The 16,357-nt window shown below is 49.1% G+C and carries 14 protein-coding genes; 5 read left to right on the plus strand and 9 right to left on the minus strand.

The features are described 5' to 3' along the window. Positions 1-179 precede the first annotated feature (179 nt). Entirely contained in the window at positions 180-368 is a 189-nt protein-coding gene (locus tag C0Q44_RS13230) for a hypothetical protein (protein WP_017689496.1), read from the minus strand. A gap of 284 nt (positions 369-652) precedes the next feature. Beyond that, on the minus strand, positions 653-1,144 hold the full coding sequence (locus C0Q44_RS13235) for a phosphatidylglycerophosphatase A family protein (RefSeq protein ID WP_105408477.1): 492 nt from the start codon (positions 1,142-1,144) through the stop codon (positions 653-655). A gap of 282 nt (positions 1,145-1,426) precedes the next feature. Here C0Q44_RS13235 and C0Q44_RS13240 point away from each other — a divergent pair, with 282 nt between their 5' ends. Continuing rightward, a complete protein-coding gene (locus C0Q44_RS13240) occupies positions 1,427-2,986 on the plus strand; it encodes an IS1182 family transposase (protein ID WP_105407801.1) in 1,560 nt (519 codons plus the stop codon). 111 nt (positions 2,987-3,097) lie between these two features. Here the strand turns inward: C0Q44_RS13240 and C0Q44_RS30940 are convergent, their stop codons facing one another. The 4 genes from C0Q44_RS30940 to C0Q44_RS13265 all read right to left on the minus strand — a co-directional run bounded on the left by C0Q44_RS30940 (position 3,098) and on the right by C0Q44_RS13265 (position 10,632). Beyond that, the gene (locus C0Q44_RS30940; RefSeq protein ID WP_258166304.1) at positions 3,098-7,198 is read right to left on the minus strand and encodes a DNA polymerase III subunit alpha; all 4,101 of its coding nucleotides are present in this window, start codon (positions 7,196-7,198) and stop codon (positions 3,098-3,100) included. A gap of 158 nt (positions 7,199-7,356) precedes the next feature. Beyond that, complete coding sequence (locus tag C0Q44_RS13255; protein ID WP_105407802.1) at positions 7,357-7,941, minus strand: nitroreductase family protein; 585 nt, start codon at positions 7,939-7,941, stop codon at positions 7,357-7,359. A gap of 1 nt (position 7,942) precedes the next feature. Next, positions 7,943-8,860 (minus strand): iron-siderophore ABC transporter substrate-binding protein, encoded by a 918-nt coding sequence (locus C0Q44_RS13260; protein WP_105407803.1) that lies wholly within the window; start codon positions 8,858-8,860, stop codon positions 7,943-7,945. Between the two features lie 119 nt (positions 8,861-8,979). Then, a complete protein-coding gene (locus C0Q44_RS13265; protein WP_105407804.1) occupies positions 8,980-10,632 on the minus strand; it encodes an ABC transporter substrate-binding protein in 1,653 nt (550 codons plus the stop codon). Positions 10,633-10,802: 170 nt separating this feature from the next. On the opposite strand from C0Q44_RS13265, the gene C0Q44_RS13270 reads away from it, so the two are divergent. The 3 genes from C0Q44_RS13270 to C0Q44_RS13280 all read left to right on the plus strand — a co-directional run bounded on the left by C0Q44_RS13270 (position 10,803) and on the right by C0Q44_RS13280 (position 12,078). Further along, the gene (locus C0Q44_RS13270; protein ID WP_105408479.1) at positions 10,803-11,132 is read left to right on the plus strand and encodes a YtrH family sporulation protein; all 330 of its coding nucleotides are present in this window, start codon (positions 10,803-10,805) and stop codon (positions 11,130-11,132) included. A gap of 21 nt (positions 11,133-11,153) precedes the next feature. Further along, positions 11,154-11,642, plus strand: a complete 489-nt coding sequence (locus C0Q44_RS13275; protein WP_105407805.1) for a sporulation membrane protein YtrI — start codon at positions 11,154-11,156, stop codon at positions 11,640-11,642. Between the two features lie 94 nt (positions 11,643-11,736). Continuing rightward, on the plus strand, positions 11,737-12,078 hold the full coding sequence (locus C0Q44_RS13280) for a YtpI family protein (protein WP_181150995.1): 342 nt from the start codon (positions 11,737-11,739) through the stop codon (positions 12,076-12,078). Between the two features lie 145 nt (positions 12,079-12,223). Here C0Q44_RS13280 and C0Q44_RS13285 read toward each other — a convergent pair whose 3' ends face one another. The 3 genes from C0Q44_RS13285 to C0Q44_RS13295 all read right to left on the minus strand — a co-directional run bounded on the left by C0Q44_RS13285 (position 12,224) and on the right by C0Q44_RS13295 (position 14,740). Further along, entirely contained in the window at positions 12,224-13,558 is a 1,335-nt protein-coding gene (locus tag C0Q44_RS13285) for a DRTGG domain-containing protein (RefSeq protein ID WP_105407806.1), read from the minus strand. Positions 13,559-13,827: 269 nt separating this feature from the next. After that, positions 13,828-14,115, minus strand: a complete 288-nt coding sequence (locus C0Q44_RS13290; RefSeq protein WP_374955099.1) for a hypothetical protein — start codon at positions 14,113-14,115, stop codon at positions 13,828-13,830. Positions 14,116-14,392: 277 nt separating this feature from the next. Further along, a complete protein-coding gene (locus tag C0Q44_RS13295) occupies positions 14,393-14,740 on the minus strand; it encodes a YlbF/YmcA family competence regulator (RefSeq protein WP_105407807.1) in 348 nt (115 codons plus the stop codon). Between the two features lie 236 nt (positions 14,741-14,976). Here C0Q44_RS13295 and C0Q44_RS13300 point away from each other — a divergent pair, with 236 nt between their 5' ends. Continuing rightward, positions 14,977-16,344, plus strand: a complete 1,368-nt coding sequence (locus C0Q44_RS13300; RefSeq protein WP_105407808.1) for a YheC/YheD family endospore coat-associated protein — start codon at positions 14,977-14,979, stop codon at positions 16,342-16,344. Positions 16,345-16,357 lie beyond the last annotated feature (13 nt).

Here is a 16,357-nt window from a genome sequence, read left to right on the forward strand (position 1 = left end):
TGAATCTGTCTTGGTAGGGTCTCCGGTAGCAACCAGGTCGGTCCTTGTCCTAACCAAAAAGAAGGAAGGACAGCAGGGTACAACACATGCAAGTCGATTCCTCTCTCCGCTTACGCGATTAGTCCCTTATGTACCGGTGGTACTTCTTTATCTGCCAAGGCACGTCGATATCGACCGAATCAGGAATGCAAAATGGAATTCAACACTTCTTGGACCTCTTCCAATTCCCCAGAAGGGACGCGAATCTCAAATTGCTGCTTGGATAAACTGATGGGACGGGTCTGTACCAGAAAACCTTCTTCCGAAAGCTTGGTCTTGATCTTGTCCGCAACCTTTGCTGTCGGCGCAATGTAAATCACCGTCCACATGCCTTGTCCGCCCCCTAAGCTAATGTTCAGAGCCCGTATATTGGACTAATGATAACATACCTCACTTTTTTTCTGCAAGGAAGGGTTCGGGACCTTTGGGGAGATTTCGGGATCATGAGGGACATTTGTACCCCTAAGATAACTCATATGGTTGACGAAATCTTCTTGTTCATAACTTTTCTGCAAAGAGCATCAAGCCTACCAGGGCAGCCTTAGCCGCCCTTGATGACCTTCATCTGAGCCATTGGACTGACAATAGGATAATAGCATGGAAATGCAGGGGGTTACAGGTCTGAGGGGTATTTTTTGGCTTTAATATTTTTGTGCGCAATTCGGGCAGAAGCCGCCGCCGCCACACCTGCGACCAGATCATCCAAAAAAACATGAATGGCTGATTCATGTTCGTTCAGATCATGAATAACACCTATTTTTTCTTTATCCAGATAACCAAAGCTGGTTAAACCGATCATACCATACACATGAGTGATGCCGAGGGCCAGAGTCTCGTCCACTCCATACAAGGATTCATCCGCTTCCATAATAGCCTGTAAGGGTTGGGGCAGGAGCCTCTTCTCCGCAAGTTCGTCGAGAGCAATACCTGTATAGAGCGTATATTGCACCTCTCGTTTCTGCAGAACGGATTTCACGCTGGTTACACAGTCGTCCATAGTCAGTTCCGGGTGGTACCCTTTTTGCAGACGGTATACAATTGCCGCGATTGCATCAATCCGTACCCCCCGCCGGGCCAGCATGGCTTCTACGATTTCATATGACATATCTCGACCTCCCGCATCAATCCCCCGAGGACCGCGAGGTCCTTCGGTGTTCTCAAGTGTATGCAGCAAACTGCTAAAATGTTCATAAAATGTGCGGATAGTCACAACAGGTAGTCCCCTGTTCATTATATAAGCTTGTACGGTAATGATCACAAAAAGGGGCTGTCCCATAAGTCAGAAAAATGGCTAGGGACAGCCCTGTTTTCTAAATTGTAAAACAAAAAGAAACCGCTCCTTGGTAAAATGGAAGTACGACCCACCATTTGAAAGGAGACGGTTTCTTTGTACATTCAATATACCATGGATCAACTTTTCTTGCCAATGGATTTGGAGACAGATATCCCCGAAAATCACATCGTTCGTGTCGTGAATGACGCAGTCAACCGCCTGAGCGATTCCATTTTTAATGCGGCGTATCCTGGCGGGGGCCGCCATAGTTACCACCCCAAAATGCTCACTAAAATCATCATCTACGCCTACACCCAGCGAATCTATTCTTCCCGACAAATCGCCAAGGCGGCTCGGGAAAACATCATGTTTATGTGGCTCGCCGGGCGACAACAGCCGGATTTTCGGACCATTAATCGCTTCCGTTCCGAGCGGATGAAAGAAGTGCTGGAAACCGTGTTTACCCATATACTGGAGTTGCTTGTTCAGGAGCAATACGTATCCTTGGAACACTACTTTCTGGACGGAACCAAGCTTGAAGCGAATGCGAATCGGTACACCTTCGTCTGGAAAAAGGCTGTCGTCAAGTACCAGGCCAAGCTGCAAGAAAAAGTACATACCCTGTTCCAAGCCATCGAAGCGGCCGAAAGTGAAGAAGATGCGCTCCACGCGGGTACAGACCTCCCTGAGCTCGGGGAAGCTTCCGCACTCACGGCAGAAAAGGTGGAAAAAGCGGTTCAGCAACTGGAGGAATCTTTACAAGAAAAACCGAAAAACAAAATCGTAAAGAAAGCCGTGCGCCAGTTACGCAAAGACTTGCTACCGCGGCTGCAAAAGTATGAGCACCAGATCCAAACCGCAGGGGAGCGGAATAGCTATAGCAAAACCGATCCGGACGCAACGTTCATGCGAATGAAAGAAGATCATATGCGAAATGGTCAATTGAAGCCCGGGTACAATGTGCAGATTGGAACGGAAAACCAATTTATTTTGGGTTACACGGTGCACCAGCGACCGACAGACACGAAATGTCTGAAGCCCCATCTCGATCATTTAGAAGAAACGCTCGGCAAAAAACCGAAGACTGTCATTGCCGATGCAGGATATGGAAGCGAAGAAAATTACAGCTATTTCGAAGAGAACAACATCCAAGCGATCGTCAAATACGGGACGTACCATAAGGAGAAAACGAGGGCCTTTCAGCAAGCGATTGGCAAAGTGGATCACTGGAGCTACAACGAAACGGAAGATTCATGGAGCTGTGCGGCCGGGAAGACGTTACGTTTTCGGTACGAAAGCGAGACGGTCACGGAAAGTGGTTACACGATTCGTACCCGCCATTATCGAAGTGAAGATTGTAGTGCATGTCCTCTGAAAGCAACATGCACCAAAGCCAAAGGAAATCGGGAGATCGCGATCAGTCTGACCTATATGCGGCAAAAAAACGAGATGCGGGAACGACTGCGCAGCGAGGAAGGATACACCCTTTCCGTTCGGCGCATGACGGAGCCGGAGAGTGTGTTTGGACAAATCAAAAACAACCGGGGATTCCGAAGATTCCTGCTTCGCGGCTTGCAAAAAGTAAGCCTGGAGGTCGGGTGGCTTTGCCTTGCCCACAATCTGCTTAAAAAAGCCGCAATGACGGAAAAACACAAAAAGGACAAAGCAGGATAAACCTCTGCTTTGTCCTTTTTTGAACGTATGAGTGTTATTTCTTTTTGACATTACGCTTTTTAAGGGCTTTTGAGACAGCCCCTGATTGAATTCTAGGGAAATCTCCGACTTTTATTTAATCTTGACCGTCCCTTCACCCAACATCTTCTCCATTTCGGAGAACAAGGTTGGTGAAGGCTTGATCCGGTAGGCATCACTAAGTGCAAGCAGCTTCTGTTGCTGCTCATAGAAGAGCACCGTCGCCACAGGTCCAGGATGCTCTTGAAGAAGCTGCTTCAGGCGTGCCAGAAGCTCTGGCTTCTCCGCATGCGGAGCAATCTTCACGAACACCCGCTGCTCCACCGCCCGCTGCCCGCGGCTCTGATCCGGGCTGCCAGCCGCCTCTGCACCGCCGCCTGCCCGGGAACCCGCTGCCATGACAGCGCTCGTACCGCTGCGCGTCGCTTCCGAGCCCTGGCTTCCGCTACCACGCGCAGCGGAAGCCTCCACGCCTGCGCTGCTGCGCTGTGCTACGGCTCCCGCGCCCGCTGGTCGCTGTGGCGAAGCCGCCTGCGCCGGGCGCGATGTGCTGCCGCTGCCGGGCTTGCCGCGCCGCTCACGGCTGCGCAGCTGCTGTTCCAGTGCCGCCGGTGTCAGTGGCGCCACTTCCTCAGCCAGCAGCTTAAACCCTTCGTCCTGCTGCTGCACTTTGGCACGCACGACGAGCAGTTCACCTTTCCCGACATACTGCTGGCTACGCCGCCATACCTCGGGAAAGAGAACCACTTCGCAGCGTTCAATCTGGTCTTCCAGCTCCATGAACGCCATAGCCTTGCCCTGTTTCGTCGTAATCGACTTCACAGATACAACCATTCCCGCGGCGACGGCCATCGTGTCGTCAGCCGCTTCGGTCAGCTCCATGATCCGGTCAGCCCCACTCGATTCCAGCACATCTTCATAGTCATCCAATGGATGTCCGGAAAGATACAAGCCCAGTAGCTCACGTTCCAGCTCCAGTTGCTGTCCTCCTGAATAAGGTGGGATCTCGGGATATTCAATCTCCCAGTTTGGCATCTCAACGAAGTCGAACAATTGAATCTGAAAATCCTCTCGTTCCTTGCGCCATTTCAGCGCGGCCTCCACGGTCTCATCCAGCATCGCCAGCAATTGAGCCCGGTGTCCAGGCAAGGTGTCAAAAGCACCTGCCTGGATCAGCGATTCAATTACACGTTTGTTGCATACACGCAGATCGACACGCCGACAAAAATCGAGCAGACTGTCGAACGGTCTCTCCTGCCTTACAATCATGATGCTTTCCATTGCCTGGGTACCGACATTTTTCACAGCAGCCAAGCCAAATCGTATCGCACCAGAGGAAGGGTCTACATCTGGATTTTCATCAGACCTAGCAAGCTTCTTCTCTTCAACAGGTATTCCGTTCTGACCCTCGTGCGATGAACTCACTTGATCCGGTTCCTGAGCGTGCGCATCCTCCACTGAACTAACCTTTACCAATCCAGCTTCCTTCCGATGATCAGATGCCTCCGACATGGAAGTCGTTGCCTGCCATTCATATTCCCCGTTGTGCTCTTCTGGTTCTGGACCGGGGTCATCTGGCAGAGGGGCTTCACCATACTCGGTTTGTCCCGAATAACCATCATCCTCATGGGTTGAATGCTCACCTTCACTTGGCGCAATGCCAGAAGGATACTTCCCTTGTTCTCCACCGGCTGGATCTGATTCAGCAGTCTGATCGGCAGTCTTGCCAGCAGATGAAGGAAAAACAGGCGTAAACAGAATGCCACTCTCATTCACATCCGGCGGCAGCACAGCGATGTCCATGCGTCGGCACTCCACCACGTACTCCGCGACTTTACGATGACTGCCCATTACAGCTGTTAGCATGGATGCCATAAAATGAACCGGATAATGCGCCTTCAGATAGGCCGTTTGGAACGCAAGTACGCCATATGCTGCGGCATGGGCACGCGGGAAGCCATAATTGGCAAACTTGACGATCATATCATAGACCAGGTCTGCCTCTTCTTCGCTATACCCTTGTTTCAGACTGCCCTGTACAAAGTGACCACGCTCCAGATCCAGCACTTCCCGTTTCTTCTTGGAGACCGCTCTGCGTAGCAAATCTGCTTCACCCAGCGAGAAACCCGCCATCCGGGATGCAATCTGCATAATCTGTTCCTGATATACAATGATGCCATACGTATCTTTCAAAATGGGTTCCAAATCCAGATGGGGATAATCCACTTCGATCTGTCCATGCTTGCCCTGAATGTATTTGGATATGAACTCCATCGGGCCCGGACGATACAAGGCCAGTACGGAAATCACATCTTCAAATACACTGGGCTTCAGCTCTTTCAGCACACGGCGTACCCCGGCGGATTCCAGTTGAAAAATACCCATCGTGTCGCCGCGTCCCAACATCTCATACGTTAACGCATCATCATCCGGGATTAGACGAAAGTCTGGAATTTCACCATTTTCCCCAATCCAGCGTACACACCGCTCAATGATCGAAAGGGTTCGCAGACCAAGAAAGTCCATCTTGAGCAACCCGATCGACTCCAGATTTTCCATCGAATACTGGGTTAACGCTGTCCCTTCACTGCCCTCTTGAAGTGGTACCACATCCGTCAATGGATCACGGGAGATGACAACACCCGCCGCATGCGTTGAGGCATGACGTGGCATACCTTCCACCTTCATGGCCATATCCAGCAGCTCACGCGTTTTGGGCTTGGTTTCATAGAGTGCCTTCAGTTCAGGTGTAGCTTCCATAGCCCGCTCAATGTTAATACCGAGCTGCGCTGGGATCAGCTTTGCCGCCTTGTCCACTTCGCCGTAAGGCACATTCAGTGCCCGCCCGACATCACGTACCGCTGCACGGGCAGCCATGGTTCCAAAGGTGATGATCTGAGCTACGTGAGCTTTGCCATATTTACGCGCTACATATTCAATGACCTCATCCCGCCGCTCATCGCTGAAGTCAATATCAATATCGGGCATGGAGATCCGTTCGGGATTAAGGAATCGTTCGAAGAGCAGGTTGTATTTCATCGGATCAACATCGGTGATATTCAACGTGTACGCTACCAGACTGCCTGCCGAGGAACCCCGACCTGGTCCGGTAACTATGCCCTGCTTGTGCGCATAGGCGATAAAATCCCAGACAATCAGAAAATAATCCGAGAATCCCATACTATCTATTACGCGCAATTCATACGCCAGCCGTTGTTCCAACTCCACACGAAGCGCCTCGTCTGTCCAACGTGTGGACTGCGCGTAGCGCACCTGCATTCCTTCTTCGCACAATTGACGCAGATACGTCGAAGGACTCGAACCCTCGGGAAGCGGTCTGTATTCAGGCAAAATCGATTTGCCAAATTCCAGCTCCAATTCACAAGACTCCGCAATGCGGACCGTGTTCGCCAAAGCTTCAGGTACATGGGGAAACAACCGAGCCATCTCTTCTTCACTTTTCAGATAAAGCTGATTGGTTCCGATCCGAAGCCGAGTTTCATCGTCAACCGTCTTGCCCGTTCCGATACAGATCAGTACATCCTGAAGCTCCGCATCCTCTTCTGACAGATAGTGAGCATCATTGGTCGCTACCAGCGGAATCTCAAGTTCTGCCGCCAGCTTAATGAGCTGAGGATTGACTCTTTTTTGCTCAGACAGCCCATGATCCTGAAGCTCCAGGTAGAAGTCGGCACCAAAAATATTCTGGTAACGGAGTGCTGCACGCCGAGCCTCTTCCTCTCGTCCATGCAGCAGATGCTGGGGAACCTCGCCTCCCAGACATGCGCTCAGACAGATAATGCCCTCGTGATGTGCAGCCAGACTCTCCATATCGACACGTGGTTTATAATGAAAACCCTCCAGATGTCCGATCGAACACAGTTTCATTAAATTACGGTATCCCGTCATATTTTTGGCCAGCAAAATCAAATGATGAATCGGCTGATCCTTACGGCTTCCCCGCTCTTTGCGAGACCCCGCTGTCATGTATGCCTCGCACCCTATAATTGGCTTGATGCCACGCTGGATGCAGGCTTTATAAAAAGGAATTGCACCATACATCACGCCATGGTCGGTCAGCGCAAGTGTCGTCATTCCGAGATCTGCGGCTTTATCCACGAGATCCGGAATACGCGCAGCGCCGTCCAGCAAACTGTATTCGCTATGAACATGCAAATGCACAAAAGAACTCATGTTTCTTCTTCCTTTCCCACTAAAGACATTCCATTTAAAATCTATAATTAAAAAAAGTACGCTAATCATTCCAAAAGGTGTGACTGAACAAAAAAAAGAGAGGTAACAGATATATCATAATATCTGCACATCTCTTTTTACAAGTCTGTGTATCCTGCCTACCCTTGTTCTTCACGAATCCAGGTAATGAGTTGATCTGCCGGTTTCCTGCTCACAGGTCGAGAAGCAGCATCATCTCGAAGATACCCAAGATGAAGTGTTCCCACCAACCGTTCGCCGGAATTCAGACCTATTCTCGCAGCAAACGCATCATCCCGGTTGTATTCGTTTGTTTTCCACACCAGTCCGATGCGTTCTTCCCAGGCGAGCAACTGCAAATTCTGAATCAGCCCAGCTGCTGCGAGCAAAGCCTCTTCATTTCTCCAACGATCTGTACCCTGTCGAACCACAACGCACACATGCACTGGCGTGTCTTCACAATAGTCCTTCGTTGCACTCTGCCCAAACTGTTGGAGTTCTTGGGGTGTATACGTCGAGAGAACAGCATCGCTGAACATTTGGCGACCCTCATCCATAAAAATGATAAAGCGCCATGGCTCTTGTTTGGAATGATAGGGAGCCCATACAGCAGCATCAAGTAATCTAATCAGCACATCCTCTGAAACAGGTCTCGTACTGAATGACCGAATTGTTCTTCGCTCACGAATAACGCGCTCGACTGGACTCGATTGCACATTTTTCATCTTATCGATTTCTCTCTCTGATCACAGTCACAATATCATCTACTGCATTCAACGTAGCAACGGAAGAGTACCCAAAGTTCATCCACTCCTTGTCACCTACCAGATATACATGATCTTCCTTGACTGCTTTCATGCCTTTCCAGATATTACTTTCTTTCATTTCATCGTATAGTTTCTGAGCATTCTTATTGTCATCGCCACCATCGATTTGGAGGATGATGTGATCCGCCTGATATTCAGTAAGCAGTTCAAGCGAGACGGGCACACTTCCTTCATTTGCAGGATAGGCTGCTACCGTTTTTAGTCCAAGCTCTTTATGAATGACTGTACCTCTGTTCGATAGTTCACCCATAACGTAGCTTTCTTTGGGCATGATTCTCAAGTATATAAACGTCTCATCTCCAATAAGATCTTTCAGCTCATCTCGAGCAGCAGCAATTTTCGTATCATAATCCTGAATAGCCTGCTCTGCTTCCGTTTGCTTGCCCAGAGCCTCCCCCATATCCTTCAATTCATCCCGCCAATTGTCCCGGTCGGGAAGAAGAACGGTTTTGGCAATCTTGGCGTACTGGTCATATATTTTCTCATCCCGCCATTTGGGCGCGATAATAACATCCGGCTCCACGGCAAGTATACCTTCAAAGTTGGAACCATTGCCCAGTTTGGGTACGTTGTCGAATTTGCCTTCAAAATAATCCGGGTAATCCGAATGATAATTCTCTGCAGCTACTGGAGTCACACCAAGTACATACAGAAAGTCAGGGTACGTCACCGAAGTTGCAACCACGCGCTGTTCTTGTGTCTGAGGTTCGGCTTCCGCAGCTGGCTCCGACTTCTCTTCTCCCGTTGCCCCGCAAGCTGTAGCCAGTAGCAAGATAAGGATCATTCCTAATCCAAACCATTTTTTTGAATGTTTCATCTGTTTATCCCCTTCGGTGTATAAATAATAACGATTCTCATTATCATTATATACACACCCAAATATTAATGAATGGATATTTGGGTGTCCCCATTTGGACTTTTGAGAAGTCGGAGAATTCAGGTCATATGTCTCATCAGTCGTTTCTTCTTCAACAGGTCTAACATCTCATGAATAGCATATTGAGTTGCAAGTGGGGCGAACGAGAAATTATACCACTCCGTGTTGCTGAGAATATGCACCTGATGATTCTGAACAGCGTGGAGTCGATTCCACATCGGGTGATCATACAGATGATGCCGGGCATCTGAACCGCCCTCTATTTGAAGTAAAATATGATCAGGCTGAATCTCAGCGAGATGCTTCACGGAGACCAACATTCCCTCTCCATGAAGAATAGATACCTTGGGCATATTCATATCAAGCTCCCGGTATAGCATACTCCCCCTTGAGGACCGTTCCCCAAACAGAGTTATTCCCTCACAGGTCAGACGAATGTACACAATAGATTCATCGGGAATAAGCGTATGCAACTGCTTCCTTGCCTGGCTCAGACCCTCGTCAAAATTGTTGATTACTTGCAGCGCCTGCCTGCTCTTGCCTAATACCTCTCCCAGATCCCTTAGTTCCTCTCTCCAGTTGCTGCGCTCGGGTAATAGCACTGTTGTTGCAATCCGGTTAAGTTGCTCATAATTCATACTGTCCTGCCAGGCGGATGCAATGATAAGATCGGGCTTCATCCACTTAATCTCTTCCATGTTGAGTGAATGGCTTCCCTCCCACTTGCGAACTTGTTTGAACGATTCTTTCAGGTAGTGTGGAAATTCATAAAACGGAGCCTGAGCAGCAATGGGCGTCATACCAAGTGTGTGGAGCAGTTCAGGCGAAGTCATCGTAGTTCCCAAATATCGACGATTATGCAGATACATCCGTGGTGAATGACCTACTTTTTGCTTAAATCTCCGGCTAAAATAATGCTCATCTTCATATCCGACCTTACGGGCAATCTCACTGACACTGTCTCCAGTAAGGTTTAATAACTCCTTGGCCCGTTTGATACGTAACTCCGTGATATAATCTCTTGGATTTTGGTTCGTTATTTCCTTGAACCTTACGGTGTACCATTTACGGCTAACATTGGCCATCTGCGCCAGTTGCTGGACTGTGACAGGGTCATCATAATGTTCATCGAGATAGTCAATCGTTCTTTGTACAGCGTGATCGGGCTGTGGCAGTTCGACTTCCAGCCTCATTTGCTCAACAATTGAACATATCCATTTCTGAAAAAGAAGGTGAATCTCCATTGGATCATGAAGGTCGGCACGTTCACATCCTTGCACGATCTGCTTAACATCATCCAAGACAGCATGTTGAAGCGTAACCAAGCTACGCTGCTTTACTTCGTGAACTCCCCTCTCATTCTGCTTGCTCGTATGACCCTCCTCCTGCGCTTGGATCGGTGTCATACTTACCCTCTGACATTGAATGATGTAACAGACCAGAGGAGATGAACCCGCGTTGACCAGAACTGCTGGCTGCCCTTCCTCGATGAGAAGCAGATCATGTGGACGAAAGGATCGGATTTCATGCTCAACCTCTCCCTCGCCGCTAACTCCAAGGACAAACTTCACGCAAGACACTGCACCAGAACTCACCGCTCCCCTTATTCCCAAGTCATACTGCTCACCTGCCAACAAGCTAACTTGTACAGCTTCTTTCAGTACCAGAGTCCAATCTCTGAATAACAACCCACATTTCGTCTCCAAGTTCATATCTTTATCTCCCCTGCCCTGTTCCGAGTACCTATAATCGCCGATACATTTTTATCGACATTTTATCATAACGCTAGGGGGCACGCCCATACAATAGAAGTACAAGCCGCTCCCCCTGTTACAGACTGAACACAGGAGGTATGCTGCTGGGTCTGAAAGGGGTGTTGCCAATGAGCACATTTTTGTCCAAAGCCATTCTGGATTTCTTTATTGCGTTTGGAATCGTGCTGGGCGGCGCGATGATCGGAGGTATAGGAGCTGTAATCTCTCTTCAACCTCCGACACAGACGATGCTCGACATTTCGGGAAAAATCAAGATATGGGCACTCGCAGCTGCTGTCGGTGGAACCATCGATCCCATGCGTGTCATTGAGAGCAATTTTCTCGATGGTAACCTGTCTCCGGCGGTCAAACAAATTCTGTATCTGATCTCTGCTTTTATGGGCGCACATATGGGAACGGAGCTTGTGAAATGGGTATGCGGCGGAGGCAGGAATTAATATGACACGGGAACAGCGTTCATGAGAATTCCGCCATTCTCCCGTTACCGTCCACTTATGCGAATGACCGCTGTATTTGTTCTGGGAATGATCGCTGGATGCGTCGTCTACAACGGAGTATTTCATCTGAGCTACAATGCGTTATGGCTGAACAATCAGGAGATGCAGCTTCAGCTGCATCAGAATGAGGAGGATATCAAAACGCTGAAAAAATATAGTAAACGCCAAACGGTGATCAAGGAGATCAAGGTCCGTGCAGAAGACTCTGATAAGGGGCCCGATGAGGCTTCACTGAAAGTGATATTGCAGAAACTCGGGGATGAGCTTGAGGTCCTGCGGGGCAGAGATGTATTTAACATCGACGAGTATAGCAAAATGACACGAATTATGCTGAATCAGAAGGTGTATACCGTCAGGGAAAAGGATTACACCTTACAGGTCAAAACGATGCTGGTTATGGAAGGTGTTCTGCAAGTTTGGGTACAGATTCGCGCGCATGTTCCTACTTAACGTATGAATAATAGCAAAAAAACTGCCCTTGTCTTCATCTCTGCATGGTACAATGAATGCAGTAAATGCTTTCCAGAAAAGGAGCTGCGTCTTTGTGTTCATTGATGTACTCAAATATGCTCTAATCGCCATCTTTGCTGTTGTTATGGTCCTTGCTGCTCTGAACAGCATTCGTTCGCGCAGAACTTCGGATGCTGCCACCGCTGGTCTTTACCGCTCCTGGACGAATATCTGGATGGGTGGCATGCTCATCATCCTTGCGCTGATCTTGATGTTTGTCTTCACGGGTTCCACGTTATCTGTTGTTGTGGAAGCGCTATTTCTGATTATCGGAGCCTACAATGTGTTCGCTGGAATACGCAACCGTAGTTATTATTCCCGACTTCAACAACGTTCCGGAAATGGAACAGGTCAAACCTCTGGACAATCTGCATGATGCATTGATACTCCATACTTGTATCCAAAAAAGAGAGTACTTCCCTTCATCCGACGAAGTCTGAACACGCATTTATAGCGAAATTCAGGAAGCTTCTGGGGTTAGGGGGTACTCTCTTGGTTTATGCCTTGGGCAACTCGGCCTGTTAGGCATGGTCTATGGATTGTAATGTCATGACCGCTTTGCACACTACACTGCCTTCACGGGTAATCACAATGTCCATCTTGCACGTTCGACGACTGGTCTCCAGAATAACCGGACGAACCATAATCTGATCCTCGATCTGTACCGGTCGAACAAAATAGGTTGTCACATTATCCACCACATGGTCGTTCCCCGTAACATCCCAGGCCGCCCGTCGACCTGCCTGTGTCATCACATTCAGCAGAACACCTTCCGAGATGGTACCCAGGTCCGTTGCCATCTGGGGAATAATGAAGCCGTGAAATAACAGTTCGTTCTGTTCACCGCGTTCCTCGGCAAACCCGTTCCAGATCAGATGATCGAAGGTCTCACCGAGCTGTGGCTGCTTCTGGGCATCCCGCATGGCCTGAAGCACTTCCTTGCGTGTCACAGATGCAATCAATTTGCGGTTGCGATCCACAATCGGCAGGAAGTCGATGCCCTCCCAGGTCATGATCTGGGCAGCAGATGCAAGGGACGTCTGCAACGAAGCCGTAATCGGGCGACGGATTACACATTTCTCAATGCTCTGATCCGGGTTAAGCTCACTGACATCTTTCAGGCTCACAATGCCGATAACCCGGTTCCATTCATCCACGACTGGGAAGCGGTGTTCACCTGTCTCCGAGACCAGCATATGGAAATCTGCAGCGGAGCTAGTCACCTTCAGCACTTGCAGACGCGGCTTCTGACCGATGATATCTTCAACCAGCATTATTTTTTTCTTGATCAGACGGTCGAAGATCGCACGGTTAATCATTGAAGCCACCGTAAAGGTATCATGTCTGGAGGAAATGATCGGCAGCCCGAGTTCGTCAGCCATAATCCTCATTTCCCTGCTTGTACCGAAGCCACCTGTAATCAACACGCCTGCGCCCTGTTCAAGGGCCAGAGAATGGGCATCTTCCCTGTTTCCCACAATCAGCAGACTTCCGGCATCAATGTAACGGGCCATGGCCTGCTCTTTCATGGCACCAATCACATACTTGTGCAACGGTTTGGCGAGACCTTCGTTTCCGCCCAGCACATGTCCCTCCACAATGGTCACCACATCAGCAAAGGTCAACTGCTCCGACATGCCCCGAGGTCTCTTCTCGATTCGCACGGTCCCAATGCGTTCCTTGGTCACGACCAGCCCGAAATTCTCCGCCTCTTTCACTGCACGATAAGCTGTCCCTTCACTTACACCCAGTTCCCGCGCAAGCCCACGCACTGATATTTTGCTGCCCACCTTCAATTGTTCAATAAATTGAAGCAGTTGTTCATGCTTCGTCACGTTCTCTTCTTGCCCGTCCATCTGTACCACCCCCGAAGATGCATCTGTACTATTCTGTATCTATTATAACACGCTGTTAGGAAAATAACCCCCTTCCACGTCCCTTTCCGATGCGCAAAGACTGGTCTTGTATTCACTCATGGACACTGACCCGATCTTTCCATACATCAAAAAAAGACCGGCCCCCGATAACAAAGGGATTTCCGGTCTTTCTCCAATACAGCAACCCATGACACTTTCTCGGCATAAGGACTGTTGCACCTGTAGTGTACCTCATGTCTACGCACGACTTATACAGACTTGCTCCGCTCCTGCTTGTCCAGCAGTTTCATCTCCCATTGCCGCAGCTTCGCCCGGCGGATGGCTTCCAGTGCTCGCTTCTTTTCTTCATCCACACCGAGAATAAAATGAAGATGTGCACCAACGATTAATAAGGAGAACAGCACCCATACGATGCCAAAAATATTAACCCAGTCCATTCCTCCGGCAAAGGAAATTCGCGGCAGGGCAATGACGAGCATCGACAATGCAATAAGCAGGTAGATGACATGTTTTGCTTTTTTCAACCTTTTCACCATTCACAGCTCCTTCGTTCTTGATCGACTCTATATTTCTAGTCTATGAACGATCAGGAGCTAATATGAAAGGTTCAGGTAAAAAACAAGACAACCTTTTAGTACGTGTTCAAAAAGATCAGTTTTCAGTACCGAGAAGATGGAATGAAGCTAGAAATGGAGTAGCGGAGCGTAGGACAACTACGTGAGCAACGGACATTTCGGCTGAATTTCATATTCGATGCTGATGATGCCGCTAGGCATCCTTCGTAATCAAAAGTGGACTTTTTGAACTACCTTTTTACGCTTCAGCGCCACCGTACAGATGACCCAGGCTATCTGCAATAATTTTGTTCACGTCTTCAATGATGACACTGAGACGACGCTCGGCATCAAACAGACGACGGATGTTCAGGTTCAAGCTCAGTACTTCAAACACTTTTTCCATTTTCTCCATCTCATCCGGAGCTGGCATATCCCCGCTCATCATGCGTTGTTGCAATTCCATTTGTTGATCACGGAAGTTATCCAACATCGCTTTTGCATCCGGGTCCGCTTCAATCAGCTTCATCGCGGAAGTAATCTCTTCCACCTCGCTGCTTTCTCTCAGTGCTTTGGCCAAATCATTGGCTTTGTCATAAATATTCACTAATATTCCTCCTCAGATTGGTTTGTTTATCCGTGTTAATACACGCTTTTCTCTCCTGTCAAACAAGGGCGATCTGAAACAGGCCATCGATGACCTGCCCCGAATCAAATACATTTAATCCAAATGGGTCAATCACCAAGGGTTATATGTCCTCATATGATGAAGCACATGCCATGTTCAGATGCCGTTCAACTTCGAGATCAGACATCAAGTTGCCGCCCGGAAGGAGATCCGTGATGTCCACTAAAAAAGTAACGATTCAGGTTACCGGCTCGGGCATCCTGCAGGACGACGTCATCATGCTGGGCGAAGGGGTACTCAAGGCACTTAAAATCCCTTCAGGAAGGCCGCTTCAGCTACAATTCGGCTCTTTCCGCCGTGAGGTCACTGTCATTCCGGTACCAAGGTATGACGGGCTGCGCATCAATCAGACGGTTGCCAGCAAGACCGGCCTTGTTCCCCGTTCGGTTCTGAGGGTGTCCTACCGTTCAGCCAGCCGTACGCTTCGCCTTGGACCCTTCATCAGTGTTCTGGTCAGCCAGGATTATCCTGATCAGCCCGATCGGCCCTTTGGCTCCATCACGATGTTCTGTCAAGAACTGGTGAACGCCTGCCGTAAGCAAGGCGCCTATGTATCCTTTTTCACACCAGAGGATATTGGAGCGGTAACGGGTGATATGAAAGGCTGGGTGTATGATGACGGCTGGAAAAAGACGATTCTGCCTATAGCAGACGTCGTCAATAACCGGCTAACGTCCCGTAAGCTTGAGAACAAACCTAGCGTACAGCATTTTATGAAAGAAGTAAAATCGCTCTACGGCACACAAACCTTCAATGAAAAGTTTCTGGACAAAAACGAAGTATTCGATGCACTCAAGTCCATTTCAACGCTTAAACGAGTTCTACCCGAGTCCCATTTGCTCAAGACATCCACCTTACTCAAGACCATGTGCAACCGACATCCCGTTGTATTTCTGAAGCCGGTACGCGGTTCATTGGGCAAAGGCATCATCCGGGTCTCACGTCAGACGGACGGAAGTTTCCTGACGCTGGCGACTGGCGTCGGAGGTACCCGAAAACAAACGTATACTTCTCTGGATAAACTGTATGCCAGTATGTCCGGGAAAATGAAAACAACTCGTTACCAGATCCAGCAGGGGTTGACCCTCATCGATAACAGTGGCAGACCTGTGGATTTCCGTGCGCTCGTGCAAAAAAACCGCACAGGAAAATGGAGTGTAACCTCCATCGTTGCCCGGATTGCTGGCGGAAGCCACTATGTATCCAATCTGGCACGGGGTGGGAGTCTCAGTACCGTCAAGGAAGCTGTTGCCAAAACGCAGTTGTCCAGTTCAGCCAAAGCTTCCGCATATGCAGGATTGCACACCGCAGCACTGGATATCGCCAAAGGCATCGAGAGCGCCATCCCTGCTCACTTTGGTGAACTCGGTATTGATTTGGCCCTGGACTCCACTGGCCGTGTATGGCTGCTCGAAGTCAACTCGAAACCATCCAAGAATGATAATACACCACTGAGTGAGAGCAAAATCCGTCCTTCCGTGAAAGCCATGCTGGAGTATTCCACGTACCTGGCCGGATTCTAAAAAGTCATCCCTA

It is taken from the genome of Paenibacillus sp. PCH8 (genome assembly GCF_002968835.1).
GTDB lineage: Bacteria > Bacillota > Bacilli > Paenibacillales > Paenibacillaceae > Paenibacillus.

Bases quoted from the DNA above. Each gene is read 5' to 3' on its own strand.
- C0Q44_RS13230 (WP_017689496.1), bottom strand. From the start codon at position 368: ATGTGGACGGTGATTTACATTGCGCCGACAGCAAAGGTTGCGGACAAG.
- C0Q44_RS13235 (WP_105408477.1), bottom strand. From the start codon at position 1,144: ATGTCATATGAAATCGTAGAAGCCATGCTGGCCCGGCGGGGGGTACGG.
- C0Q44_RS30940 (WP_258166304.1), bottom strand. From the start codon at position 7,198: ATGAGTTCTTTTGTGCATTTGCATGTTCATAGCGAATACAGTTTGCTG.
- C0Q44_RS13255 (WP_105407802.1), bottom strand. From the start codon at position 7,941: ATGAAAAATGTGCAATCGAGTCCAGTCGAGCGCGTTATTCGTGAGCGA.
- C0Q44_RS13260 (WP_105407803.1), bottom strand. From the start codon at position 8,860: ATGAAACATTCAAAAAAATGGTTTGGATTAGGAATGATCCTTATCTTG.
- C0Q44_RS13265 (WP_105407804.1), bottom strand. From the start codon at position 10,632: ATGAACTTGGAGACGAAATGTGGGTTGTTATTCAGAGATTGGACTCTG.
- C0Q44_RS13270 (WP_105408479.1), top strand. From the start codon at position 10,803: ATGAGCACATTTTTGTCCAAAGCCATTCTGGATTTCTTTATTGCGTTT.
- C0Q44_RS13275 (WP_105407805.1), top strand. From the start codon at position 11,154: ATGAGAATTCCGCCATTCTCCCGTTACCGTCCACTTATGCGAATGACC.
- C0Q44_RS13285 (WP_105407806.1), bottom strand. From the start codon at position 13,558: ATGGACGGGCAAGAAGAGAACGTGACGAAGCATGAACAACTGCTTCAA.
- C0Q44_RS13290 (WP_374955099.1), bottom strand. From the start codon at position 14,115: ATGGTGAAAAGGTTGAAAAAAGCAAAACATGTCATCTACCTGCTTATT.
- C0Q44_RS13300 (WP_105407808.1), top strand. From the start codon at position 14,977: ATGTCCACTAAAAAAGTAACGATTCAGGTTACCGGCTCGGGCATCCTG.